General features: G+C 52.5%; 23 protein-coding genes and 1 riboswitch. Of the genes, 11 read left to right on the forward strand and 12 right to left on the reverse strand.

The window, feature by feature from the left end:
- Window positions 1–43 precede the first annotated feature (43 nt).
- From glnE to glgS, 3 genes are all read left to right on the forward strand, one after another.
- The gene (gene glnE / locus FHD02_RS15080; RefSeq protein ID WP_137360694.1) at window positions 44–2,884 is read left to right on the forward strand and encodes a bifunctional [glutamate--ammonia ligase]-adenylyl-L-tyrosine phosphorylase/[glutamate--ammonia-ligase] adenylyltransferase; all 2,841 of its coding nucleotides are present in this window, start codon (window positions 44–46) and stop codon (window positions 2,882–2,884) included.
- Window positions 2,885–2,943: 59 nt separating this feature from the next.
- Window positions 2,944–4,377, forward strand: coding sequence for a bifunctional D-glycero-beta-D-manno-heptose-7-phosphate kinase/D-glycero-beta-D-manno-heptose 1-phosphate adenylyltransferase HldE (gene hldE, locus FHD02_RS15085; protein WP_038633941.1), 1,434 nt, complete (start codon window positions 2,944–2,946; stop codon window positions 4,375–4,377).
- 328 nt (window positions 4,378–4,705) lie between these two features.
- The gene (gene glgS, locus FHD02_RS15090; protein ID WP_087856824.1) at window positions 4,706–4,912 is read left to right on the forward strand and encodes a cell surface composition regulator GlgS; all 207 of its coding nucleotides are present in this window, start codon (window positions 4,706–4,708) and stop codon (window positions 4,910–4,912) included.
- Window positions 4,913–4,944: 32 nt separating this feature from the next.
- Here the strand turns inward: glgS and ubiK are convergent, their stop codons facing one another.
- Window positions 4,945–5,241 carry a ubiquinone biosynthesis accessory factor UbiK gene (ubiK, locus tag FHD02_RS15095; RefSeq protein WP_137360695.1) on the reverse strand — a complete coding sequence of 99 codons (297 nt, stop codon included), beginning with the start codon at window positions 5,239–5,241 and terminating at the stop codon, window positions 4,945–4,947.
- A 132-nt stretch (window positions 5,242–5,373) separates the two neighbouring features.
- A riboswitch (FMN riboswitch) is annotated at window positions 5,374–5,524 on the forward strand.
- A 106-nt stretch (window positions 5,525–5,630) separates the two neighbouring features.
- Between ubiK and ribB the strand changes: the two genes are divergently transcribed.
- The gene (gene ribB / locus FHD02_RS15100) at window positions 5,631–6,284 is read left to right on the forward strand and encodes a 3,4-dihydroxy-2-butanone-4-phosphate synthase (RefSeq protein WP_038633931.1); all 654 of its coding nucleotides are present in this window, start codon (window positions 5,631–5,633) and stop codon (window positions 6,282–6,284) included.
- Window positions 6,285–6,368: 84 nt separating this feature from the next.
- On the opposite strand, the gene dsbI is transcribed toward ribB, so the two are convergent.
- Genes dsbI through FHD02_RS15115 form a run of 3 tightly spaced genes read right to left on the reverse strand, consistent with a single transcriptional unit; the run spans window position 6,369 to window position 9,549 of the window.
- Window positions 6,369–7,046, reverse strand: coding sequence for a protein-disulfide oxidoreductase DsbI (gene dsbI / locus FHD02_RS15105; protein WP_137360696.1), 678 nt, complete (start codon window positions 7,044–7,046; stop codon window positions 6,369–6,371).
- A 14-nt stretch (window positions 7,047–7,060) separates the two neighbouring features.
- Window positions 7,061–7,729, reverse strand: a complete 669-nt coding sequence (locus FHD02_RS15110; RefSeq protein ID WP_220394050.1) for a thiol:disulfide interchange protein DsbA/DsbL — start codon at window positions 7,727–7,729, stop codon at window positions 7,061–7,063.
- 23 nt (window positions 7,730–7,752) lie between these two features.
- A complete protein-coding gene (locus FHD02_RS15115; protein WP_220394051.1) occupies window positions 7,753–9,549 on the reverse strand; it encodes an aryl-sulfate sulfotransferase in 1,797 nt (598 codons plus the stop codon).
- A 396-nt stretch (window positions 9,550–9,945) separates the two neighbouring features.
- Here FHD02_RS15115 and FHD02_RS24685 point away from each other — a divergent pair, with 396 nt between their 5' ends.
- Complete coding sequence (locus FHD02_RS24685) at window positions 9,946–10,122, forward strand: hypothetical protein (RefSeq protein ID WP_072033368.1); 177 nt, start codon at window positions 9,946–9,948, stop codon at window positions 10,120–10,122.
- A 65-nt stretch (window positions 10,123–10,187) separates the two neighbouring features.
- On the opposite strand, the gene zupT is transcribed toward FHD02_RS24685, so the two are convergent.
- Complete coding sequence (gene zupT / locus FHD02_RS15120; RefSeq protein ID WP_038633928.1) at window positions 10,188–10,961, reverse strand: zinc transporter ZupT; 774 nt, start codon at window positions 10,959–10,961, stop codon at window positions 10,188–10,190.
- A 147-nt stretch (window positions 10,962–11,108) separates the two neighbouring features.
- On the opposite strand from zupT, the gene ygiD reads away from it, so the two are divergent.
- Window positions 11,109–11,897, forward strand: coding sequence for a 4,5-DOPA dioxygenase extradiol (ygiD, locus tag FHD02_RS15125; RefSeq protein ID WP_220394052.1), 789 nt, complete (start codon window positions 11,109–11,111; stop codon window positions 11,895–11,897).
- Between the two features lie 84 nt (window positions 11,898–11,981).
- Here the strand turns inward: ygiD and FHD02_RS15130 are convergent, their stop codons facing one another.
- From FHD02_RS15130 to tolC, 3 genes are all read right to left on the reverse strand, one after another.
- Window positions 11,982–13,142, reverse strand: coding sequence for a glutathionylspermidine synthase family protein (locus tag FHD02_RS15130; protein WP_042311167.1), 1,161 nt, complete (start codon window positions 13,140–13,142; stop codon window positions 11,982–11,984).
- A 5-nt stretch (window positions 13,143–13,147) separates the two neighbouring features.
- Window positions 13,148–13,825: a DUF1190 family protein gene (locus FHD02_RS15135; RefSeq protein WP_006688037.1), complete on the reverse strand. Its 678-nt coding sequence runs from the start codon at window positions 13,823–13,825 to the stop codon at window positions 13,148–13,150.
- Between the two features lie 148 nt (window positions 13,826–13,973).
- Window positions 13,974–15,449 carry an outer membrane channel protein TolC gene (gene tolC, locus FHD02_RS15140; protein ID WP_042311027.1) on the reverse strand — a complete coding sequence of 492 codons (1,476 nt, stop codon included), beginning with the start codon at window positions 15,447–15,449 and terminating at the stop codon, window positions 13,974–13,976.
- Between the two features lie 205 nt (window positions 15,450–15,654).
- On the opposite strand from tolC, the gene nudF reads away from it, so the two are divergent.
- The 5 genes from nudF to parE are packed head-to-tail and all read left to right on the forward strand — an operon-like array spanning window position 15,655 to window position 20,060.
- On the forward strand, window positions 15,655–16,287 hold the full coding sequence (gene nudF / locus FHD02_RS15145) for an ADP-ribose diphosphatase (protein ID WP_038633920.1): 633 nt from the start codon (window positions 15,655–15,657) through the stop codon (window positions 16,285–16,287).
- On the forward strand, window positions 16,284–16,706 hold the full coding sequence (locus FHD02_RS15150) for a DUF1249 family protein (protein WP_003024582.1): 423 nt from the start codon (window positions 16,284–16,286) through the stop codon (window positions 16,704–16,706). The genes nudF and FHD02_RS15150 overlap by 4 nt, the downstream gene beginning before the upstream one ends.
- Before the next feature lie 24 nt (window positions 16,707–16,730).
- Window positions 16,731–17,558, forward strand: a complete 828-nt coding sequence (gene cpdA / locus FHD02_RS15155) for a 3',5'-cyclic-AMP phosphodiesterase (RefSeq protein WP_137360700.1) — start codon at window positions 16,731–16,733, stop codon at window positions 17,556–17,558.
- A complete protein-coding gene (gene yqiA, locus FHD02_RS15160; RefSeq protein ID WP_038633915.1) occupies window positions 17,558–18,139 on the forward strand; it encodes an esterase YqiA in 582 nt (193 codons plus the stop codon). Before cpdA ends, yqiA begins: the two co-directional genes overlap by 1 nt.
- 28 nt (window positions 18,140–18,167) lie before the next feature.
- Complete coding sequence (gene parE / locus FHD02_RS15165) at window positions 18,168–20,060, forward strand: DNA topoisomerase IV subunit B (protein ID WP_005123094.1); 1,893 nt, start codon at window positions 18,168–18,170, stop codon at window positions 20,058–20,060.
- 56 nt (window positions 20,061–20,116) lie between these two features.
- Here parE and FHD02_RS15170 read toward each other — a convergent pair whose 3' ends face one another.
- The 4 genes from FHD02_RS15170 to qseB form a co-directional block, all read right to left on the reverse strand.
- Complete coding sequence (locus tag FHD02_RS15170) at window positions 20,117–20,431, reverse strand: putative quinol monooxygenase (protein ID WP_220394053.1); 315 nt, start codon at window positions 20,429–20,431, stop codon at window positions 20,117–20,119.
- 30 nt (window positions 20,432–20,461) lie between these two features.
- A complete protein-coding gene (locus tag FHD02_RS15175; RefSeq protein ID WP_006688047.1) occupies window positions 20,462–21,043 on the reverse strand; it encodes an NAD(P)H-dependent oxidoreductase in 582 nt (193 codons plus the stop codon).
- A gap of 109 nt (window positions 21,044–21,152) precedes the next feature.
- Window positions 21,153–22,502: a quorum sensing histidine kinase QseC gene (qseC, locus tag FHD02_RS15180; RefSeq protein ID WP_079225990.1), complete on the reverse strand. Its 1,350-nt coding sequence runs from the start codon at window positions 22,500–22,502 to the stop codon at window positions 21,153–21,155.
- Window positions 22,499–23,158 carry a quorum sensing response regulator transcription factor QseB gene (gene qseB, locus FHD02_RS15185; protein ID WP_032940770.1) on the reverse strand — a complete coding sequence of 220 codons (660 nt, stop codon included), beginning with the start codon at window positions 23,156–23,158 and terminating at the stop codon, window positions 22,499–22,501. The genes qseC and qseB overlap by 4 nt, the downstream gene beginning before the upstream one ends.
- Window positions 23,159–23,171 lie beyond the last annotated feature (13 nt).

Genomic DNA, 23,171 nt, shown 5'->3' on the forward strand with positions numbered 1-23,171 from the left:
GACTGAGGCCGCCATCTGGCGCTATTCAAAGGATAACTCATAAATGAAGCAGCTCTCTTCACCGTTACAGCAGTACTGGCCGACCGTTGTTGAGCGGCTGCCAACAACAATATCTGAGTCCTCGCTTAGCGTGCAGGCGAAGTCAGTGCTTACATTCAGTGATTTTGTCCGCGACAGCCTTATTGCCCATCCTGAATGGCTGCTGGAGCTGGAAAGCGCAGCGCCTCAGGTGGACGAATGGCAACATTATGCCGCCTGGTTACAGCAGGCTTTGACCGAGGTCAGCGACGAAAACGCGCTGATGCGTGAGCTACGCCTGTTTCGCCGTCGTATTATGGTGCGTATCGCGTGGGTGCAGACGCTGTCGCTGGTGACGGAAGAGAGTATCTTGCAGCAGCTAAGCCATCTGGCTGAAACGCTGATCGTTGCCGCGCGTGACTGGTTATACGCCGCTTGTTGTCGCGAATGGGGAACGCCTTGTAATCCAGACGGTGTTGCGCAACCGCTGCTGATTTTAGGCATGGGGAAACTGGGCGGCGGCGAGCTGAATTTTTCCTCCGATATCGACCTGATTTTTGCCTGGCCGGAGCACGGCAGTACGCAGGGCGGGCGACGCGAGCTGGATAACGCGCAGTTCTTTACCCGTATGGGCCAGCGGCTCATCAAGGTCCTGGATCAGCCCACAATGGATGGCTTTGTTTATCGGGTGGACATGCGCCTACGCCCATTTGGCGACAGTGGTCCGCTGGTGCTGAGCTTCTCCGCGCTGGAGGATTATTACCAGGAACAAGGCCGCGACTGGGAACGTTATGCAATGGTCAAAGCCCGCATTATGGGCGATGCCGATGGCACTTACGTCAATGAACTCCGCGCCATGCTGCGACCGTTTGTCTTCCGTCGTTATATCGATTTCAGCGTGATCCAGTCTCTGCGTAACATGAAAGGGATGATTGCCCGTGAAGTGCGCCGTCGCGGACTGAAGGACAACATTAAGCTGGGGGCGGGCGGTATTCGTGAAATCGAATTTATCGTGCAGGTATTCCAGCTTATTCGCGGCGGACGCGAGCCGTCGCTACAATCCCGCTCGCTGTTACCGACGCTGAGCGCCATCAATGCATTAAACCTGTTGCCAGATACTGATGCGGAGCAATTGCGCGCAGCCTATCTCTATTTACGCCGTCTGGAAAACCTGCTGCAAAGCATCAATGATGAACAGACCCAGACGCTGCCGGGTGATGAACTGAATCGTGCGCGGCTGGCGTGGGGAATGAACGTTGATGACTGGCAGCAGTTGACAGATGTGCTGGCTGGCCATATGCACAATGTGCGTCGGGTATTTAACGAGTTGATTGGCGATGACGAAGCCGAAACACAGGAGGAGTCACTGTCAGAACAGTGGCGCGAATTGTGGCAGGACGCCTTACAGGAAGATGACAGCACGCCGGTGCTGACGCATCTGGCGGATGACGATCGGCGACGCGTCCTGTCGCTGATCGCGGATTTCCGTAAAGAGCTGGATAAACGCACCATTGGCCCGCGCGGACGCCAGGTGCTGGATCATCTAATGCCGCATCTGCTGAGCGATGTCTGTTCGCGTGACGACGCCTCGGTACCGCTGTCGCGCATTACGCCGCTGCTGGTGGGCATTGTCACCCGTACAACCTATCTGGAGCTGCTGAGCGAATTTCCCGGCGCGCTCAAACACCTGATTTCACTGTGTGCCGCCTCGCCGATGGTCGCCAGCCAACTGGCGCGGTATCCGCTGTTGCTCGACGAGCTGTTGGATCCGAACACGCTGTATCAACCCACGGCGACAGATGCCTACCGTGATGAGCTGCGTCAGTATTTACTGCGCGTGCCGGAAGATGACGAAGAGCAACAGTTGGAAGCGCTGCGTCAGTTTAAGCAAACCCAGCTGTTACGTATTGCCGCGGCTGATATCGCCGGTACGTTGCCGGTGATGAAGGTGAGCGATCACTTAACCTGGCTGGCGGAAGCCATTATCGATGCGGTAGTCCAGCAGGCGTGGACGCAGATGGTCGCTCGCTACGGGCAACCCACCCATCTTGGCGATCGCGAGGGACGCGGTTTTGCCGTGGTCGGCTATGGCAAGCTGGGCGGCTGGGAGCTGGGTTATAGCTCGGATCTCGATCTGATCTTCCTGCACGATTGTCCGATGGATGTCATGACGGATGGCGAACGTGAGATTGACGGGCGACAGTTCTATCTGCGTCTTGCGCAGCGCATTATGCACCTTTTCAGCACCCGTACCTCCTCCGGTATTTTGTACGAAGTGGATGCGCGACTGCGTCCGTCCGGTGCGGCGGGGATGCTGGTAACATCAGCGGACGCTTTCGCCGATTACCAGCGCAATGAAGCCTGGACATGGGAGCATCAGGCGCTGGTGCGTGCGCGCGTAGTGTACGGTGACCCGCAGTTGACCTCTCAGTTTGACGCGGTGCGTCGCGCTATCATGACCCTCGTCCGTGACGGAAAAACCTTGCAAACCGAGGTGCGCGAAATGCGTGAGAAAATGCGTGCCCATTTGGGCAATAAGCATCGCGATCGTTTTGATATCAAAGCGGACGAAGGCGGCATCACCGATATTGAGTTCATTACGCAATACCTGGTGCTGCGCTATGCCCATGAAAAACCGAAGCTGACGCGTTGGTCGGATAACGTGCGCATTCTGGAATTACTGGCGCAAAACGACATTATGGATGAGCAGGAGGCGCTGGCGCTTACCCGTGCTTATACGACGCTGCGTGATGAACTTCACCATCTTGCCTTGCAGGAGCTTCCGGGCCATGTGGCGCCAGAGTGCTTTGAGGCTGAACGCACGCTGGTGCGCGACAGCTGGCAGAAGTGGCTGGTTGCCGAGTGAAGTGTGCTATTATCGCGCGCAAATTTTAAGACCCTCAGAGAATCTCTCAGGAGACAGGAATGAAAGTAACGCTGCCAGAGTTTGAACGTGCAGGAGTAATGGTTGTCGGTGATGTGATGCTGGATCGCTACTGGTACGGTCCTACCAGCCGTATTTCGCCTGAAGCGCCGGTTCCGGTGGTGAAAGTGGATACCATCGAAGAACGTCCCGGTGGCGCAGCAAACGTGGCGATGAACATTGCCTCCCTGGGAGCGAATTCGCGTCTGGTGGGCCTGACTGGTATTGATGACGCGGCGCGTGCGCTGAGCAAAACGCTGGCGGATGTGAACGTAAAATGTGATTTCGTCTCCGTACCGACCCATCCGACGATTACCAAACTGCGCGTGCTTTCCCGTAACCAGCAGCTGATTCGTCTGGATTTCGAAGAAGGTTTTGAAGGTGTGGATCCGCAGCCGTTGCACGAGCGTATTAATCAGGCGCTGGGTTCTATCGGCGCGCTGGTGCTCTCTGATTACGCCAAAGGCGCGCTGGCAAGCGTCCAGCAGATGATTGCGCTGGCGCGTAAGGCCGGAGTTCCGGTGCTTATCGATCCGAAAGGAACCGATTTTGAACGCTACCGTGGCGCCACGCTGCTGACGCCGAATCTGTCTGAGTTTGAAGCGGTTGTTGGTAAGTGCAAAAGCGAAGATGAGCTGGTGGAACGCGGCATGAAATTGATTGCTGATTTTGACCTTTCCTCTTTGCTGATCACGCGTTCCGAGCAGGGGATGACGCTGCTGCAACCGGGTAAAGCACCGCTGCATATGCCGACCCAGGCGCAGGAAGTGTATGACGTGACCGGCGCGGGCGATACGGTTATTGGCGTGCTTGCGGCGACGCTTGCGGCGGGTAACTCTCTGGAAGAAGCGTGCTACTTTGCTAACGCCGCAGCCGGTGTTGTCGTAGGTAAACTGGGGACTTCCACCGTTTCTCCCATTGAACTGGAAAACGCCGTGCGAGGTCGGGCAGATACTGGCTTTGGCGTGATGAGCGAATCTGAGCTGAAACAGGCCGTTGCCAGCGCCCGCAAACGCGGTGAGAAAGTCGTGATGACCAACGGGGTGTTCGACATCCTGCATGCGGGTCACGTCTCCTATCTGGCAAACGCGCGCAAGCTGGGCGATCGCCTGATCGTAGCGGTAAACAGCGATGCTTCGACCAAACGTTTGAAAGGCGAAACGCGTCCGGTCAACCCGCTGGAACAGCGGATGATCGTACTGGGTGCGCTGGAGGCCGTCGATTGGGTGGTCTCTTTTGAAGAAGATACACCGCAACGTCTGATTGCGGGCATCCTGCCGGATCTGCTGGTAAAAGGCGGCGATTATAAGCCGGAAGATATTGCGGGTAGCAAAGAGGTGTGGGCGAACGGCGGTGAAGTGCTGGTGCTGAACTTCGAAGACGGCTGCTCAACGACCAATATCATCAAAAAGATCCAAAAAGACAGCGATAAATAATCGCCGGGAAGTTTGCCGGATGGCGGATAAAACGCGTAAGCGCTGCCATCCGGCATTTCTGTTTCTTATTCTTCAGTCGTTTTCTCAACAGGCTGTGGGCTGTTTTTCAGCGGTTCAGCTTTATGATGACGCTCTGTCTCAAAGGCGGCGATTGTCGCGTTTTGCTACAGCATCTTTTCACTCTCAGCACGAGGCGTAGGTTTCATAGGAAAGTGTGAGCCTGGGCTATAAATTTGCGCACATTATGTACAAAACCATTTCGCGTATAGGGAAATACTGAAACTAGAAAAAGCATATGGCCTTAGCAGATATTCAATAACTGGAGGGTATGCTCATGCACAGCAACATGTATTCAATGAACAATTTCGATTTCCTGGCCCGCAGTTTTGCCAGGATGCAGGCTGAGGGCCACCCTGTTGATATCCAGGCCGTCACGGGCAATATGGATGAGGAACATCGTAGCTGGTTTTGTAAACGTTATGCGCTGTACTGCCAGCAGGCGACAGAGGCGAAGAAACTCGAACTGGAACACTAACAAAAAACGGGCCTTGCGGCCCGTTGTCGTTTTTATTCTTGCGGATCGACTGAGGGGAGCGCAGGGGCAGGCTTAACTTCTGCCGTTTTTTCACGCACTTCCAGCTCAGTCAGGCGTTGTTCAAGCAGCGCCAACTTTTCACGGGTACGCAGCAAAACCTGAGTCTGCACATCAAACTCTTCACGGCTTACCAGGTCCAGACGGGTCAGTTGTGACTGCAGCGTTTGACGAATTTTCTTCTCGACGTCTTCCCCAAACTCCCGGATCCCTTTCGGCATCGACTCGTGAACCTGACGAGCAATTTGCTCAATTTTTTTCGGGTCAATCATTGTGGTTTCCCTGAACTGGTACGTGTTGCTGCTTATTGTAGTGCGAATGGGCGCAGGCATAAACCAGAATTGTGTGAAGCTAAGTCGAGTAAAGGCGTTGATGAAGGTAATCAATAGCGTTATAGTTAACCCGCTTATTCTCAGGGCGGGGCGAAATTCCCCACCGGCGGTAAATCAGCTTAATGCTGAAAGCCCGCGAGCGCTTTGGGTGCAAACTCAAAGGTCAGCAGATCCGGTGTAATTCCGGGGCCGACGGTTAAAGTCCGGATGGGAGAGAGTAACGATCCAGTCGGGCATGGACCCGCTCACGTTATTTTTTTGCCGCTTAGACGGTACTCCTAAGACTGCCCTGATTCTGGTAACCATAATTTTAGTGAGGTTTTTTTACCATGAATCAGACGCTACTTTCCTCTTTTGGTACGCCTTTCGAACGTGTTGAACATGCGCTTTCTGCGCTGCGTGAAGGACGCGGTGTGATGGTGCTTGACGACGAAGATCGTGAAAACGAAGGCGATATGGTTTTCCCGGCAGAGACCATGACCGTTGAACAGATGGCGCTGACCATCCGTCACGGCAGCGGTATTGTTTGCCTGTGCATCACTGAAGACCGACGCAAACAGCTCGATCTGCCAATGATGGTGGAAAATAACACCAGTGCTTATGGTACCGGTTTTACCGTGACCATTGAAGCCGCAGAAGGCGTGACCACCGGCGTTTCCGCTGCAGACCGTGTCACTACGGTACGTGCGGCAATTAAGGATGGCGCAAAACCTTCCGATCTGAACCGCCCGGGACACGTTTTCCCGCTGCGGGCTCAGGCAGGCGGTGTGTTGACTCGCGGCGGTCATACTGAAGCCACCATCGATCTGATGACGCTGGCAGGCTTTAAACCAGCCGGTGTGCTGTGCGAACTGACCAATGACGATGGCACCATGGCGCGCGCGCCGGAGTGCATCGAATTTGCCGGCAAGCATAATATGGCTGTGGTCACTATCGAAGACCTGGTGGCTTACCGTCAGGCGCATGAGCGTAAAGCCAGCTAATTGCTCATAACCACGCTTGTCGTGGTAGGGATAAAAAAACCGAAGTCAGTTTTCTGGCTTCGGTTTTTTGTTATTGCAGCCTGACTATTTAGTTCTGGTCAGCTTGATTGCCCAGGCACCGCTCATAATCACTAATAGCAGCAAACATACGCCAAAGGCCAGTAGGCAGGCCTGCGCCATATTCATAAAATGCCACGGCGGCAGGAGATACCAACCTTCGGATTGTTGGTACAGATCGACAAACCACTTTTGCATACTGCTGAGCGCCACGCCATCGGGAACGACAGGTGCGTCATAACCGCAGTCTCCTGTGGGCTTAAACCATTCCGGCGCCCAGTTTGCCAGTGGCAAATTGAACGGGAAGGTCGGATCGGTGGAACATCCCTGTACGCCAAAGAGCGAATCCGGGTCCGGGTTATGTACTGCATAATGAATGCCGTTAAGTTTGATGGAAAACTTAATGCCCATGATGCTGCCGTAAAATGCCGCGATGCAGCCGATGAGCTTCAGAACAATATTCTTAGGGTTTATCGCCGCGATCAGCCCACCAAAAACCATCACGAACATGGCAAAGCGAATGTATACACATTGCTCGCAGGGGGCCATGTAGAGATAGATTTGGAAGAATGAGTGCGCCAGAATAATTAACCCACCCATTGCGCAAGCCATCAGTAACCACAGAAAGCGCCGTTCCTGCCATCTCACCAGGGTATCAACCGGTGCAATACATAAGTCTCGCCACAATCCTTTAATGAAAGCCATAGCCGGGTCCCTGTTTATTTTGCCGCCAGCTCTCTGACAAGCTCAGCCATAGAATCAATGGATTTGATGTTTTTGGTGTAGATCAGGTATTTGCCGTTGACGACGTAAGCCGGTACGCCCTGAATTTTGGCGACATCATATGCCGCTTTCCATTTCTCCAGCGTTTGCTGGACAGCTGGCTCCTTCAGTGTGGTTTCAAAATCCGCCTGACTCATACCCGCAGCATCCAACCCCGTCATAATGAATGAGGCAGGATCTTTACCGTCTGACCAGCGTTCTTTCTTGTCATGGTAGGCTGCGTAATATGCGAACTTGGCTTTTTTGAACTGAGATTTGGCGTCAAACAATGAAATTCCTGCCGCCTGGTCTTTATTAATCATTACCGCAAATACTTCACTAGCCTGTTTGCCGTATTCTCCTTTGGTTTCCAGATGAAACGGTGTGAAGGTAACTACGTCGGCGACTTTTTCTGACACGGGGCCCGTTACGGCTTTATCGTATTTGTAGCAGAACGGACAGGCGTAGCTGAATACTTTGATTAACGTCTTGTCCGCATTAGGAATTGGTTTCTCCAGCACCATATAATCAGTGCCTTCGGTAAAAGCCGATGCGGCAAACGGTGAGACAAGTGCGGCGGTTAATACCACGCTTTTAAATAATGAAGCGATCCATTTAGATGACATAATTAATCCTTAATCTAACGTGATTATTTAAACATTTGTTGTGGGTGGACCAGTAATGCACGGTAGTGTGTTTGGTTTGGCTTATCGGAAAGGACATTAATTTCAACTTTGACTTCTTTGGTCTTGTAGTCAATTTCATTAATTTTGCCAATGGTCGGCTGTCCAACATCAAATAAATTAATCGATCCACCAAAGCCAAACATGGTGTCGCGATCTTTTTGATATTCGATAACCGAGGTGATGGGACTATAAAAATCATAGCCGCGCTCTTTTCCGTATTCCCAAATTTGCTGAACGGTTCCTTTTTTCTCGTCAATTTTATATTCGACAAAACGGGAGTATTTCATCGTCGGCAAAGCCGGTTGTTCAAGTCCACGACCATCGCCGTTATCAAAAACGGTTAATGTCCCTTTGCTGGAGAGCCATGCGGTGTGCTGGGTGTAGGTAAAATCGAACTCAGTGTTTTCACACTTGCCGTTTTCATCACATTTCAGCGCGTTGCCTTTAGCATCTACCGGTTTCAACAGCTTACTTGCCAGCGCTTTATTCCAGCCTTTAGATGGCGCCAGGATCCACTTCACCTGTTTATCGCGACCAATTTTTACGACTCCCTGATGACGGGAAGAGATAATGATAGAGTCGTCTTTAGCGTCATAGGCAATGGAGTTGACGTGAGCCCAGTTACGACCCGCACCAACGCCGAGGGCATCACCGTAGGGTGTATCTGGCTCCAGTTTCGCCTGTTGGCCTGCGTGAGCGAGGTCGACGTTGACGCATACCGCGCCCGCGTCCAGCGCACCCAGCAGGGCGTCACGCATGGGGTCGAGAATTTTTGTCAGATCCCATACGTCAACAACGCGACCGGATCTGTCGACTTCAATAATCTGGTCGCGGATAGTTTGCACGTGAATGCCATCTTCCTTGCGATAATCGCGTTTACCCACGCGAAGCAGCACGGTGTCATTGACCGTTTCGATCGATTCATGCGACGCGTCCAGGAATCCTCGCGGTAGCTTATGGTCGGCCAGAATCTGTCCCATCAGATCGAATTCATACCAGTGCTGGCCCTGCACGGCGGTGAAGGTTCCGCGTGGTGTTTCCCGAATGCCCATCAGGTAACCGCGCTTATTGATATCCATGTCATGGCCGTCATAGAAGGTATCCTGATCCAGCCACCAACGGTATTCACCTTCCGTATCGACGACAAAGGTGAAAGGGGCGATATCAAAGGGTAATGCGCCGCCGGCGGGACCCGCATCAAGGATGCCGGCATTTTTGTCTTTTTCACCATGCCAGTGGAATTCTGCGCCCTGCGCGGTGAAAGTATGGGTATTCACCAGATACAGACGGTCTTCGAAGCCGGGAGCTACCTTAATAACTTTAGTTTGCTGTAAATCAGAAAGAGAACGGTTATCCATGTAGTGATTAACGATGGCGGATGTTTGCACCACGTAATCTTCTTTCATGGCCTTGCCATTTTCTTTATATTCAATGGTAACTTTATTAGCGAACTTTTGATAAAGGCCAAAAACAGGAATGCCATCGTAAGTGGCGAGTGATTCTTTGCCAACGGTATAAGTAACCGGAACTCCTTTTTCACCTTTACCATGAACGGTGACTTTAACATCTGAGATAACGTGACTATCTAATTCAATCAGTGCGGTAAGTGGGGCATTTCCATAAGGATCAACAACTATTGCACCCAGCTTTCCTGCGGGTTGGGCGGGTTGAAATCCTGCGGCAAACGAATTCCCCACAGTTAATCCAAACGTCAGTGCAAGCGTTCCAGCGAGAAGTGTTTTTCGGTATTGTGTAAACATGGATATATCTCCTTATATTACCTGTAAATATAATGATGCTGAATATATTATGTTTTTACGATGTCAATTAACCAAGGAATAGGATTGCTGTACTGCTTTTATGATGAATCAATTAATATTGATGAAGCGTATTATTCTGCAGGATCTAATTTTTATTATTTTTTGGATAGTATGAGCGAGGTATTTTAAGAACAATATTTATTATTGCGTTGTGTGATCCTGTCGACATAGTTTTGTTTTTTTATAACGATTGGGCTATTGGCTTAGTCGCTTACTTATATGATCGAAATCATATATTTGTTTCTGGAATATGCCACTATAGGAGTATGTCAGAATAAGGTTGTGTAAAATTTTAACGTTAAATGTTTAATGATGTTAAATTTTAAGGGTGAAAGAATGTTTATTGCCTGGTACTGGATTGTATTAATTGCACTCGTTGCGGTGGGTTATTATTGCCATATGAAGCGTTATTGTCGGGCGTTTCGGCAAGACCGGGATGCATTACTCGAGGCGCGAAACAAACTCTTTCGTCATTCTGGCGAGGATAACAGCGCGGTTAAGGAACAGGAATAGTCCTTCACGTTCTGCTATGGATGAGCGGATGCTGTAAATTAGCAGGGTGGCATCCGCTCTATGAATTAGCCGATTCCCATAGACTGGAGAATGACGAGACTTAACCCCATCACCGACATTCCGCACAATACCCCATAGCTGGGATTATTATTGGGGTCGATCTCTTTTGCCAATGGCATCAATTCATCGACGGACAGCGCGACCATAATACCTGCAACGGCCGCCATTATCGCCGCCATTACTACCGGCGAAATCAGACTACCGAGAATTAACCACGCCAGTACGCCACCCAATATTTCCGCCATGCCCGAAATCCCGGCCCAGAATATCGCGGTGCGTTTAGATCCCGTAGCCGCATAGACCGGACCCGCCACGGCTAATCCTTCAGGAATATTGTGTAATGCGACGGCAAGGGCAATACCAAAGCCCAGTTCGAGGTTGCTGCTGGCAGTAACAAATGTCGCAATTCCTTCCGGGAAGTTGTGCAGGCTGATGCCGAGCGTTAATAAAATCGCGGTACGCCGGATGGAACCGGGTAAAGGCTGCGTGGTTTTTTGCACCAGATCCTGGGGGTGAGCATGCGGCAGTATACGATCGAGGCCAAAGTAGCCCAGCAAGCCCACAATAAACATCCCGTAGCCCAACACCGGCGACATGCCGTCAGCGGCCAGCGCAGCGGGCAGCATCTCCATTAGGGATATCAGTAACATAATTCCGGCAGCGAAACCTAAAGAAAAGGCAAGAACGCGATTAGAGGGTTTTTGCCCCAGCACGCCGAGAAATGCGCCGATAAACGTGGCGGCGCCTGCCAGTAAAGTCAGAAGTAAAGGTACTGACATCGACAAATCTAACTCCTTATCAATCTGCTGTCCGGGCCAGATCGTCAAAATAACTGATGATCTTCATCATGGTTATCTGAGTTCTTCATTAACCGAAAAAGCGTATTGTGATGGTATCAAAATGACTCCCTCAGTAAGGATATCATCATGTCTTCAGCTCGTATGCCAGCATTGTTTTTGGGCCACGGTAGCCCGATGAATGTTCTGGAAGATAACGTTTATACCCGTGCCTGGCAGCAACTGGGGGAAACGTTGCCGCGTCCGAAAGCCATTGTGGTGGTGTCGGCGCATTGGTTTACCCGTGGAACAGGCGTGACGGCGATGGAAGCGCCAAAAACAATCCATGATTTTGGCGGTTTTCCGCAGGCGCTGTATGACACGCATTACCCGGCCCCCGGTTCACCGGAACTGGCGCAGCATCTGGTTGACGTGCTTTCCCCTGTGCCCGTCACGTTAGATAGAGAAGCGTGGGGATTCGACCATGGCTCCTGGGGCGTGCTGATCAAGATGTATCCGAATGCGGATATTCCGATGGTGCAGTTGAGCATCGACAGCACCAAACCCGCGGCCTGGCATTTTGAGATGGGCCGTAAGCTGGCGGCGTTGCGTGATGAAGGCATTATGTTGGTGGCCAGCGGCAATGTGGTACACAATCTGCGTACTGCGCGTTGGCACGGTGAGAACACGCCATACCCTTGGGCGATCTCATTCAACGATTATGTGAAGGCAAACCTGACATGGCAGGGACCGGTTGAACAGCACCCGCTGGTCAATTATCTCGATCATGAAGGTGGATCGTTATCGAACCCGACGCCGGATCACTATCTGCCGCTACTGTACGTTTTGGGCGCATGGGACGGTAAGGAACCGGTGACGATCCCGGTTGACGGTATTGAGATGGGCAGTTTGAGTATGCTGTCGGTGCTGGTAGGGTAATTAATGCCCGATGGCGCTGCGCTTATCGGGCCTACGGTTCATGCCGTAGGCCGGGCAAAGCGGAGTCGCCATCCGGCACAACGATTATTCGACAAAAATATGCGGATAGAAGCGCGAGAGATCCTGCGTGATCAATGCTCTGTCTTCACGAATGCCGATGCCAGCAGGTTGATCGTTAATCAGCCAGCTGCCGATCAGCATATAGCTGTCGCCAAATTTCGGGAGCTGATGGAACTGCTGTACGATCATACCTTCTTCGCCATACGGCCCTTCCACGGCTTCGATCGTTTTCCCGTTTTCAATGATGGAGACGTTAGCGCCTTCACGCGAGAAGATTGGCTTAACGACGAATTTATCCATCTGCGGATAGTCGTCTTCGGCGAAATAAGCAGGCAACAGGTTCGGATGGTTCGGGAACATTTCCCACAACAGCGGGAGTAGCGCCTTGTTGGAGATAATGCTCTTCCAGGCCGGTTCCAGCCAGCGAACGCCCGCGTCTTCAAGCTTAGTGGAGAACATTTCACGCAGCATGAATTCCCACGGATAAAGCTTGAACAGGTTAGCAATAACCTGATCCTGCATATCCGTGAACTGACCTTTTTCACCCAGGCCAATATCTTCGATATAAAGGAATTCAGTGGCGATCTCAGCCTCGGCAGCGCAATCCTGCAGGTACTGGATCGTTCCGCGATCTTCAACCGTATCACGACAGCAGGTCAGATGCAGCAACTGAAAACCATACTGTTCACGCAGCTCGGTGAAGCGCTCGATCAGCTTTTCCTGCAGACTGTTGAACTGATCGCTGCCTTCCGGCAGGTTGCCGGCATTGAGCTGATCTTCCAGCCAGATCCACTGGAAAAACGCGGCTTCGTACAGTGACGTTGGCGTATCGGCGTTGTTTTCCAGCAGTTTGGGTTCACCCGTGCCGTCCCACGCCAGATCCAGACGCGAATAAAGTGACGGCTGCTGTGTCTGCCAGGACTGACGAACAAAGCCCCAGGTATGCTTTGGAATGCGAAACTTGGTCATTAGCTCATCGCTGGCGATGACCTTTTCCACCACTTTGAGGCACATTTGATGCAGCTCTGCGGTGACCTCTTCCAGCTTTTCAACCTGAGCAAGCGTGAGCTTATAGTACGCGTCTTCACACCAGTACGGCTCGCCGTACATAGTGTGAAAGTTGAAACCGTATTCGGTGGCCTTATCGCGCCAGTCCGGGCGCTCAACAATACTGACTCTTTCCATGACCATCAGCCGCCCATTGAACGTGTGGTGGTGCCGCTGGCGCTACGCTGCATAGTGCTCTGTTTAGCCACAGATTCGCCAAATCCGCCGCGGGTGACGGTAGTGGTGGTGGCTGGTTTCGGCGCCATGGCGGTTTTCGGCACGGTCATGGTACGACCCGGCGTCGCTGCACCGTAGTTTTTACCGCTGGCATCAGTGTATTTGCCGTATGCTGGGCTGGCCGGATTTTTCGAGCTGAACAGCGGTTGCTGCGCGCCCATACCGCCGCCCATCAGTCGGCCCATCATGTAGCCTGCCATCAGCGGCATCCAGAAGCTGCCGCTGCTTTGGTTCTGCGCCTGAGCCTGGCCTTCGCCGGTCGGCGCCATACCCGCTTGCGCAGGTGCCTGTTGGCACTGGCCTTCGCCGAATTCGGCGATACAGTCTTCTCGAGTGGCATATTTTGGCGCGGTGCGTTCCGCTTCTTTCAGCGCATTGTTGAACGCGGTAGTACATTCGGCGCTTTTACCCGGATTCGCTGCCGAGCAGTCGTCCGCGTTTTGATAAAGCGAAACCGTTTCGTCGCTCTTTTCACAGCCCGCGAGCATAAACACAGCGGTAACTGCCAGGGCGACAGGAGTCAGGTGGCGTGCGCTCCAGCTTTTGCGGAACGAGGCGTGATGTATCGATTTTGTCCGTTTCATTTATGTCTTCCAGGACCCAGTGGTAAATACTGCTCAGAATAGAGGATGACTGGTCGAAATTGAAGCGGGAAGAGGCGAGAATGCGTAGGAAGGGGCGGATCTTTACGTTGTCTTACGTTCAGACGGGGCCGAAGCCCCGTCATCAGCATCAATTACGGAACGGGTTGGTGCCGTTGCTGCTGGTTGTACGTGCTGCTGTCGGCTGCGCCGCCGGCGTCGTGCTGTTGGACGTATAACCATCCGCTGCGGCGTCTTGCTGCGCGTTTTGCGGGGCGATGGTATCCGGGGTAGTGGATACCGGTTTACCCAGCGTATTGTTCAGGGCCACAAGATCCTGCTCGTTCAGCGTACCGAGCGCGGATTTAACGTTTAACTGATTGATAAGATAGGTATAACGCGCATTAGCCAGCTGTTGCTTAGCGTTGTACAGCGTGGTAGTGGCATCCAATACATCCACGATGGTACGTGTACCAACGGAATAACCGGCTTCCATTGCATCCAAAGAACTTTGCGCAGAAACAACCGCTTGTTTGTACGCGTTGATGCTACTGATGGACGCATTAATGTTGTTAAACGAAGAACGAACGGTCTGCACTACGCTGCGGTGTGCGCTTTCCAGTTGTTCACTTGCGCCAACAAAATTGTACTGTGCTTGTTTCACCTGCGAGTTAACCATTCCACCCTGATAAATAGGCAGAGAGAAGGTCAGACCGATTTTGTTCTGGCCCATGTTGCTGTCGTCATACTGGGCGTTATTGTTAGTTTTGGAACCGTTGTAAGAGGTGTCAGATACGCCAGTAGATGCGGTCAGGTCCAGAGTTGGTAAATGACCGTCCTGCGCCAGGCGGATCTGTTCACGCGCCAGATCCTGGCTTAAACGTGCCTGCAATAAGGTCAGGTTGCGGTTTTCCGCTTCTTTCAGCAGTGCGTTCACCGCCTGCGGTTTGTTGGTTTTAAAACCATCAACGTTCAGCGAAGCCAGTTCCGGGTAGTAGTTACCGGTTACCTGACGCAGCTGTTCCACCGCGTTATCCAGATTGTTGCGCGCGGTAACTTCGTTTGCCAGCACGGTATCGTATTGTGAACGGGCGTTCTGCACGTCAGTGATAGCGACCAGGCCAACGTTAAAACGCTGAGTGGTCTGATCTAACTGACGGTAAACCGCATCTTTCTGTGCCTGGGTGTAAGACAGCACGTCAATCGCGTTCAGTACGTTAAAATAGGCGGTGGCGGTATTCAGGATCAGCGTTTGCTGATCGGTCTGATAGGTCACGTCCTGGATGCCCGCTGATTTTTCTTGCAGCGTCAGGGCACGCCATTTTGACATATCAAAAATGGACTGAGTTAACTGCAGAGATGCGCTGGTGGCGTTGGAGTTGACGCCATTTGCATCACGGTAGCCATTGCTGTAGGTGTAATCGGCACCTAATCCCAGTTGCGGCAGTAATGGGCTACGCGCTTCGTTAATTTTTTCGAATGCAGCATCGCGATCGGCGGCGGATTTACGCAATTCCGGGTTGCTCAGGCGTGCTTGCTGATAAACCTGCATCAGGTTTTCTGCCTGGCTCAGAGTACTGAACCCCGACAGGCTCAGGCCGATAAGGATGGGGAGCAATTTCTTCATTTGCATTCCTTGTTGTGAAGCAGTATTTAGCGCTGATCAAATTGTAAAAATATTTGCTGATTCTAGCAGAATCCGCCACTGCAAAAAGTTGGCGTTACGTGCCATACGGCGTTAATTTGCATCAATTTAACACAAGGGCGTTGAAACATCAGTCAAACGACCTTGAAATTCACATTTTAAACACTATTGGTTTCAGGACAGCACAATGCGTAAACCAGACAACTTGCCAATGACTTTCACTAAAAATGATGTAGAAATTATTGCACGAGAAACGCTATACCGCGGATTTTTTTCACTGGATCTTTATCGATTCCGCCATCGCCTGTTTAACGGTGGGATGAGCGGTGAGGTAAAGCGCGAAATTTTTGAGCGCGGACACGCGGCAGTCTTGCTACCCTTTGACCCTGAGCGGGACGAAGTTGTGCTGGTCGAGCAGATCCGCATCGCGGCGTTTGATACCAGCGCCAGCCCATGGCTACTGGAAATGGTGGCCGGGATGATCGAAGAAGGCGAGAGTGTTGAAGATGTCGCGCGCCGTGAAGCGATGGAAGAAGCTGGGCTTAACGTTAAACGCGTAAAACCGGTGCTAAGTTATCTGGCAAGCCCGGGAGGCACGAGCGAACGCTCATCGATTATGGTGGGTGAAGTGGACGCCACGACCGCGAGCGGAATTCATGGTCTGGCTGATGAAAACGAAGATATTCGTGTTCATGTGGTGAGCCGGGAACAGGCTTATCAATGGGTAGAAGAGGGGATAATCGACAACGCGGCTTCTGTCATCGCCTTGCAATGGTTACAGCTGCACTATCAAGAGTTAAAAACTGAGTGGAAAAAATGAAGCGTTACACACCTGACTTCCCTGAAATGATGCGCCTGTGCGAAACCAATTATTCGCAATTGCGCCGCCTGTTGCCGCGTAATGACGCAGCCGGCGAAACAGTGAGCTATCAGGTGGCAAACGCACAATATCGGTTAACGATCGTTGAATCGACCCGATACACTACGCTTGTCGCGATCGAACAAACGGCACCGGCTGTGACTTACTGGAGCCTGCCGTCGTTAACCGTGCGTCTGTATCATGATGCGAGGGTCGCTGAAGTGTGTTCAAGTCAGCAGATCTTTCGCTTCAAAGCGCGGTATGATTATCCAAATAAAAAGTTGCATCAACGCGACGAAAAGCATCAAATTAACCAGTTTCTGGCCGACTGGTTACGGTACTGTTTAGCACATGGAGCGATGGCGATTCCGGTTTATTAGCGTCGTGAAACCTAAGGACACCATTTGGAAAGCCTGTTAACCCTTCCTTTGGCTGGTGAGGCCAGAGTCAGGATCTTACAAATTACAGACACTCACCTGTTTGCCGAAAAGCATGAGACGCTGCTGGGTGTGAACACCTGGGACAGTTATCAATCCGTACTGGATGCAATACATGCTGAGTCGCCAGAGTACGATCTGATCGTCGCGACTGGCGATTTGGCGCAGGATCAATCCGCTGCGGCTTATCAGCATTTTGCTGAGGGCATCGCAAGTTTTCGTGCGCCCTGCGTTTGGCTCCCGGGTAATCATGATTTTCAGCCTGCAATGTACAGCGCGCTGCAGGAAGCTGGCATTTCCCCGGCTAAGCGCGTCTTCATTGGCGAACAGTGGCAAATCTTGTTGCTGGACAGTCAGGTGTTTGGCGTTCCCCACGGCGAGTTAAGCGAATTTCAGCTCGAATGGCTGGAGCGTAAACTCGCCGATGCGCCTGAACGCAATACTTTGCTGCTTCTGCATCATCATCCTCTGCCTGCGGGCTGCAGCTGGCTCGATCAGCACAGTCTGCGCAATGCCGCCGAACTGGACAACGTGCTGGTGAACTACCCGCGCGCGAAGTATCTGCTCTGCGGGCATATTCATCAGGAACTGGATCTGGACTGGAACGGTCGCCGCCTGTTGGCGACGCCGTCGACCTGCGTGCAGTTTAAGCCGCATTGTTCTAATTTCACGTTAGATACCATCAGCCCCGGTTGGCGTACGCTGGAGCTATTTGCTGACGGTACGTTGCAGACTCAGGTGTGTCGTCTGCAGGGTAATCGGTTCCACCCTGATACCGCTTCAGAAGGCTACTGATGTCTACACTTCTCTATCTCCACGGATTTAACAGTTCTCCTCGTTCGGCGAAGGCATGTTTGCTGAAAAGCTGGCTGGCGGAACACCATCCGCACGTTGAGATGATCGTACCGCAGCTGCCGCCGTATCCTGCTCAGGCCGCAGAGATGCTGGAATCGATCGTTCTTGAGCATGGCGGCGAGTCGCTGGGGATTGTCGGTTCCTCGTTGGGCGGCTATTACGCCACCTGGCTGTCACAATGTTTTATGCTGCCAGCGGTGGTGGTGAATCCGGCGGTCCGGCCTTATGAACTGCTGGTCGACTATCTCGGTCAAAACGAGAACCCCTACACGGGGCAGCAATATGTGCTAGAGTCACGCCATATTTACGATCTTAAAGTCATGCAGATTGACCCGCTGGAAGCGCCGGATTTAATCTGGCTGCTCCAACAAACGGGCGATGAAGTGTTGGACTACCGCCAGGCGGTGGCGTATTACGCCTCCTGCCGTCAGACAGTGACTGAGGGCGGAAACCACGCATTCACGGGCTTCGAAGATTATTTCAACCAGATTGTCGATTTTCTTGGACTGCACAGTTTCTGACGATCAATTCGAATTGCTTATTTAAACCATGACGCAAACTTATAACGCTGATGCCATTGAGGTACTCACTGGGCTTGAGCCGGTACGCCGTCGCCCGGGGATGTACACCGATACAACCCGTCCGAACCACCTTGGGCAGGAAGTGATTGATAACAGTGTGGATGAAGCACTGGCGGGCCACGCAAAACGTGTGGACGTGATCTTACATGCCGACCAATCTCTGGAAGTCATTGATGATGGCCGCGGCATGCCAGTAGACATTCACCCTGAAGAAGGTGTTCCGGCGGTTGAGTTGATCCTCTGCCGTTTACATGCGGGTGGTAAGTTCTCCAATAAGAACTATCAGTTCTCTGGTGGTTTGCATGGGGTGGGGATCTCTGTGGTCAATGCCCTGTCGAAGCGTGTGGAAGTGAACGTACGTCGCGACGGACAGGTGTACAACATCGCGTTTGAGAACGGCGATAAGGTGCAGGATTTACAGGTTGTCGGGACCTGCGGTAAACGCAATACCGGAACCAGCGTGCACTTCTGGCCGGATGAAACCTTCTTCGACAGCCCGCGTTTTTCCGTTTCGCGCTTAACGCACGTACTGAAAGCTAAAGCGGTATTGTGTCCGGGTGTTGAGATCACTTTTAAAGATGAGGTCAACAATAGCGAACAGCGCTGGTGCTACCAGGATGGTCTGAATGATTATCTGAGCGAAGCGGTGAATGGCCTGCCGACGCTGCCTGAAAAACCGTTTATCGGTAATTTTAGCGGTGAGACAGAGACCGTTGACTGGGCGTTGCTCTGGCTGCCGGAAGGCGGCGAGCTGTTGACCGAAAGCTATGTAAACCTGATCCCAACCATGCAGGGCGGTACGCATGTTAACGGTCTGCGTCAGGGCCTGCTGGATGCGATGCGCGAGTTCTGCGAATACCGCAATATCCTGCCGCGCGGCGTGAAGCTGTCGGCGGAAGATATTTGGGATCGCTGCGCCTACGTGCTGTCGGTGAAAATGCAGGATCCGCAGTTTGCCGGGCAAACCAAAGAGCGCCTCTCCTCGCGCCAGTGCGCGGCATTTGTCTCTGGCGTGGTGAAAGATGCTTTCAGCCTGTGGCTGAACCAGAACGTGCAGTCAGCCGAACTGCTGGCTGAGATGGCGATTTCCAGCGCCCAGCGTCGCCTGCGCGCGGCGAAAAAAGTGGTGCGTAAAAAGCTGACCAGCGGTCCGGCGCTGCCAGGGAAGCTGGCGGACTGTACCGCACAGGATCTCAATCGCACCGAACTGTTCCTTGTCGAAGGTGACTCTGCGGGCGGATCGGCCAAACAGGCGCGCGATCGTGAGTACCAGGCGATCATGCCGCTCAAAGGTAAGATCCTCAATACCTGGGAAGTCTCTTCCGATGAAGTGCTGGCCTCGCAGGAAGTTCACGATATTTCGGTGGCGATCGGTATCGATCCGGACAGCGACGATCTGAGCCAGCTGCGATACGGCAAGATCTGTATTCTGGCGGATGCGGACTCCGATGGTTTGCACATCGCCACGCTGCTGTGCGCACTGTTTGTGAAACACTTCCGCACGCTGGTGAAACACGGTCACGTCTACGTGGCGCTGCCGCCGTTATACCGTATCGACCTCGGTAAAGAGGTGTATTACGCGCTGACGGAAGAAGAAAAAGCGGGCGTACTGGAGCAGCTAAAACGCAAGAAAGGCAAGCCGAACGTGCAGCGCTTTAAAGGTCTGGGCGAAATGAACCCGATGCAGCTGCGCGAAACCACGCTGGATCCGAACACGCGCCGCCTGGTGCAGCTCATCATTGATGATGAAGACGATCAGCGCACCAACGCGGTAATGGATATGCTGCTGGCCAAGAAGCGTTCTGAAGATCGTCGTAACTGGTTGCAGGAGAAAGGCGACCTGGCGGATCTCGAAGGGTAATCGATCCTTAAATGCCGGATGGCGGCGTAAACGCCTTATCCGGCAAATCGACAAACTTAAATGCCCGGCTTCAGAATACGAATATTCATCTCCAGCACATCGCCTTTGACGGCTTCGCTGTAGGCTTTCATATGCGGGGTCTGCAAATGCGCTTCAAGATGGGCGATGCTTTCCCACTGTTCAATCATGACGATAGAATCCGGGGCTGTCGTCTGAAAACTGACGCCAGCAGCATGATCGACCATCGGCGCGTAGCCGTGGCAGCCTTCTTCTTTCAGTACGGTCGGAACGATTTTAGCGAACTGATCCAGTACCGCCTGGCGGTGATGTTGACCTGGACGTGTACGGATTTCTGCAATAACGGTAAGCATGGTTAACTCCTTCTAATTCCAGATTACCAGTTAACCAAAAATTTCGTTCAGATGCTTGCGATATTCTGCGATATAACGCGGGACATCCGGCATTTTAATCACATCATTGGTGATAAAGGTCGGCAGCGCTTCCATTCCCAGGAACTGGTTTGCTTTATGGAACGGGAGATAAACGCCATCAACCCCCACGCCATGGAAGAACTGGTCTTTTTCAGTGAAGGCTTCCATCGGTGCGTTCCAGGTCAGAGACAGCATGTATTTTTTGCCCTGAATCAGTCCGCCGGAACCGTATTTTTTTGACGCATCTGAACGCGTGCGACCATCGCTGGCGTACAGCGTACCGTGCCCGGCAGTGAACACGTCATCAATGTATTTCTTCACCGTCCACGGCGCGCCCATCCACCAACCCGGCATCTGCCAGATAACGGCGTCTGCCCAGACGAAGTTCTGCACTTCTGCCTGCACGTCATAATCGCTGTCAGCGCGTACGACTCTAACATCATGCCCGAGGTCGCGCAGGATACCGTCCGCGACCTCGGTCAGGGTGTCATTCAATTGCCCATTAGAATGGCCGAATTTTTTCGCACCGTTGATAATCAGGATATTGCTCATTTTGTGTCCTCAAAGAATAACGTTTGAGGCCGATTCTACGCTGATGATCGGTACGGTGAAATTAGCAAAATGTGCAAAGTCTTTTGCTGGCTGCGCAATAATAACGCAGTTACCAACTGATTTTAGCTTCAAAGCCACCTTGCGGAGCATTGCCAAACGAGGCTGACATTCTGTGTAAGGACGCGATGCGACGGACAATCGACAACCCCAGACCACTGCCGGTCACGCTTTGCCCTGGTGGGCGATAAAAGCGTTCTCCAATGTGCATCAGAACTTCCGGCGCAATACCAGGACCATTATCTTTGACGCTAAAATTGCGGGCGTTGAGCGTCACTTCCACAATGCTTCCCTGGGGACTATAGCGAATCGCATTATCCAGCAGATTTCGCACCATCAGGCTGAGTAACAGCGGTTGCCCGGTACATGTGATGCCATGCGCGTTAATCTGCAAACGTACGTCAATATGCGCCTGCTGGGCCGAATGGTAGATATCCATCACCGAAGATTGCAGCAACTCCTCCAGCGAGATTTCCGCCACATCCTGAAGATTGTCGAGGGAGTCAAGGCGCGAAAGCGTCAGTAACTGATCGACCAGACGCGTGGCGCGATCGATCCCGGCCTGCATCTGCATTAAGGCTTTTTGCCGTGCCTGCGGGTCATCGTCAGACAGTTGCGCCACTTCGGTTTGCACTTTCAGCGCCGTCAGCGGACTACGCAGCTCGTGAGCGGCATCTGAAGTAAAGCGCCGTTCACGTACCATGGTGGTATGAATACGGGTGAAGAGTTGGTTGAGTGATTCAACCAGCGGGCGAACCTCGCCAGGAATGCCTTTCAAACTGAGCGGTTCTTCTGATTCCGGGTCGCGTAAACGTAGCGCCTGCGCCAGTTTTTTCAGTGGCTTAAGTTCAAGACTTAACAACACAATCAGGATCAACAGCATCAGCGGCAGAGCGACCAACCACGGCACCAATTGCGCTGTCACAATCGCTAAAGCCATATCTTCACGATATTCCCATTCCTGGCCGACAACAATTCGATACTTTTTATCTGCGGAAGTCAGCCACACAAAACGCCATTTATCGTTGTCGCCATTCAGATAGCCATCGTCAAAACCTTCCCGGCGATAGCTATAGGGAATGTACTGGCCATTGTCGCCATCGTGAAGAACCATTTTCCCTTCTGGCGTGTAGGCCGCAAAGGTCAGTACATCGTCGTCAATATGACCATGTTTGAATTTTTTCGGGGTATGCGCGATACGTTCAGAGGCTTTGAGTTCATCAAGATCCAGCGTGACAAGACGCTTGGCGAACAGCATTTGCTGCGTGTCGAACATCTCATTCACGTTATCGGTGGTTTGCTTCCAGGCGACAAAGCTGGAAATCAGCCAGGTCACTAAAACCAAAATCATGAAGATAAGCGTTAGCCTGACGCGCAGGCTGAGGCGTTGTGCGAATTTCATGCGTCACCCAGGGTGTAGCCAATGCCATGCACGGTACGGATAAAGTCGCTGCCGAGCTTACGGCGTAAGTGATGGACGTGTACTTCAACCGCATTGCTGGAGACGTTTTCGTCCCAGGTATACAGTTTTTCCTCAATCAGTTTACGGGGCAGGACGCGGCCCTTGTTGCGCATAAGCAGCTCCAACAGCGCGAACTCTTTGGGCTTAAGAGACAAAGGTTCGCCCGCCGCCGTGGCGACCAGCGCGCCGGGATCGAGCGTCACCTCGCCATGGCGCAATGTGTTGCTGGCCTGGCCGCTGGCACGACGCACCAGCGCCTCCAGCCTGGCGGCAACTTCGATCAACGCGAAGGGCTTACACAGATAGTCGTCCGCGCCCAGACGTAAGCCTTCAACGCGTTCCGCCAGCGCGTCGCGGGCGGTCAGAATCAGCACCGGTTCCTGCTTCCCGTTGGCTCGCCACTCGCGCAGGATGTCTCGTCCGTCTATGCCTGGCAGCGTCAGGTCGAGGATTACCGCATCATACGGGGCACTGTAGAGTGCTTCTTTCCCCTGACGTCCTTCGGTAAACCAGTCGATGCTAAAACCCATTTTACTCAGACCGGTTTTAAGGCCATCGCCGATCAACGTATCATCTTCAACCAGTAAAATGCGCATATATTCTTCCCTG

Origin of the sequence: Citrobacter sp. EC_71 (assembly GCF_019584005.1) — a bacterium.
GTDB classification, from domain to species: domain Bacteria; phylum Pseudomonadota; class Gammaproteobacteria; order Enterobacterales; family Enterobacteriaceae; genus Citrobacter; species Citrobacter werkmanii.

Bases quoted from the DNA above. Each gene is read 5' to 3' on its own strand.
- FHD02_RS15170 (WP_220394053.1), bottom strand. From the start codon at position 20,431: ATGCTTACCGTTATTGCAGAAATCCGTACACGTCCAGGTCAACATCAC.
- nudF (WP_038633920.1), top strand. From the start codon at position 15,655: ATGCGTAAACCAGACAACTTGCCAATGACTTTCACTAAAAATGATGTA.
- FHD02_RS24685 (WP_072033368.1), top strand. From the start codon at position 9,946: ATGTTTATTGCCTGGTACTGGATTGTATTAATTGCACTCGTTGCGGTG.
- FHD02_RS15110 (WP_220394050.1), bottom strand. From the start codon at position 7,729: ATGTCATCTAAATGGATCGCTTCATTATTTAAAAGCGTGGTATTAACC.
- ubiK (WP_137360695.1), bottom strand. From the start codon at position 5,241: ATGATTGACCCGAAAAAAATTGAGCAAATTGCTCGTCAGGTTCACGAG.
- zupT (WP_038633928.1), bottom strand. From the start codon at position 10,961: ATGTCAGTACCTTTACTTCTGACTTTACTGGCAGGCGCCGCCACGTTT.
- ygiD (WP_220394052.1), top strand. From the start codon at position 11,109: ATGTCTTCAGCTCGTATGCCAGCATTGTTTTTGGGCCACGGTAGCCCG.
- FHD02_RS15130 (WP_042311167.1), bottom strand. From the start codon at position 13,142: ATGGAAAGAGTCAGTATTGTTGAGCGCCCGGACTGGCGCGATAAGGCC.
- FHD02_RS15175 (WP_006688047.1), bottom strand. From the start codon at position 21,043: ATGAGCAATATCCTGATTATCAACGGTGCGAAAAAATTCGGCCATTCT.
- glnE (WP_137360694.1), top strand. From the start codon at position 44: ATGAAGCAGCTCTCTTCACCGTTACAGCAGTACTGGCCGACCGTTGTT.
- dsbI (WP_137360696.1), bottom strand. From the start codon at position 7,046: ATGGCTTTCATTAAAGGATTGTGGCGAGACTTATGTATTGCACCGGTT.
- glgS (WP_087856824.1), top strand. From the start codon at position 4,706: ATGCTCATGCACAGCAACATGTATTCAATGAACAATTTCGATTTCCTG.
- qseC (WP_079225990.1), bottom strand. From the start codon at position 22,502: ATGAAATTCGCACAACGCCTCAGCCTGCGCGTCAGGCTAACGCTTATC.
- yqiA (WP_038633915.1), top strand. From the start codon at position 17,558: ATGTCTACACTTCTCTATCTCCACGGATTTAACAGTTCTCCTCGTTCG.
- FHD02_RS15135 (WP_006688037.1), bottom strand. From the start codon at position 13,825: ATGAAACGGACAAAATCGATACATCACGCCTCGTTCCGCAAAAGCTGG.
- ribB (WP_038633931.1), top strand. From the start codon at position 5,631: ATGAATCAGACGCTACTTTCCTCTTTTGGTACGCCTTTCGAACGTGTT.
- tolC (WP_042311027.1), bottom strand. From the start codon at position 15,449: ATGAAGAAATTGCTCCCCATCCTTATCGGCCTGAGCCTGTCGGGGTTC.
- qseB (WP_032940770.1), bottom strand. From the start codon at position 23,158: ATGCGCATTTTACTGGTTGAAGATGATACGTTGATCGGCGATGGCCTT.
- parE (WP_005123094.1), top strand. From the start codon at position 18,168: ATGACGCAAACTTATAACGCTGATGCCATTGAGGTACTCACTGGGCTT.
- hldE (WP_038633941.1), top strand. From the start codon at position 2,944: ATGAAAGTAACGCTGCCAGAGTTTGAACGTGCAGGAGTAATGGTTGTC.
- FHD02_RS15150 (WP_003024582.1), top strand. From the start codon at position 16,284: ATGAAGCGTTACACACCTGACTTCCCTGAAATGATGCGCCTGTGCGAA.
- FHD02_RS15115 (WP_220394051.1), bottom strand. From the start codon at position 9,549: ATGTTTACACAATACCGAAAAACACTTCTCGCTGGAACGCTTGCACTG.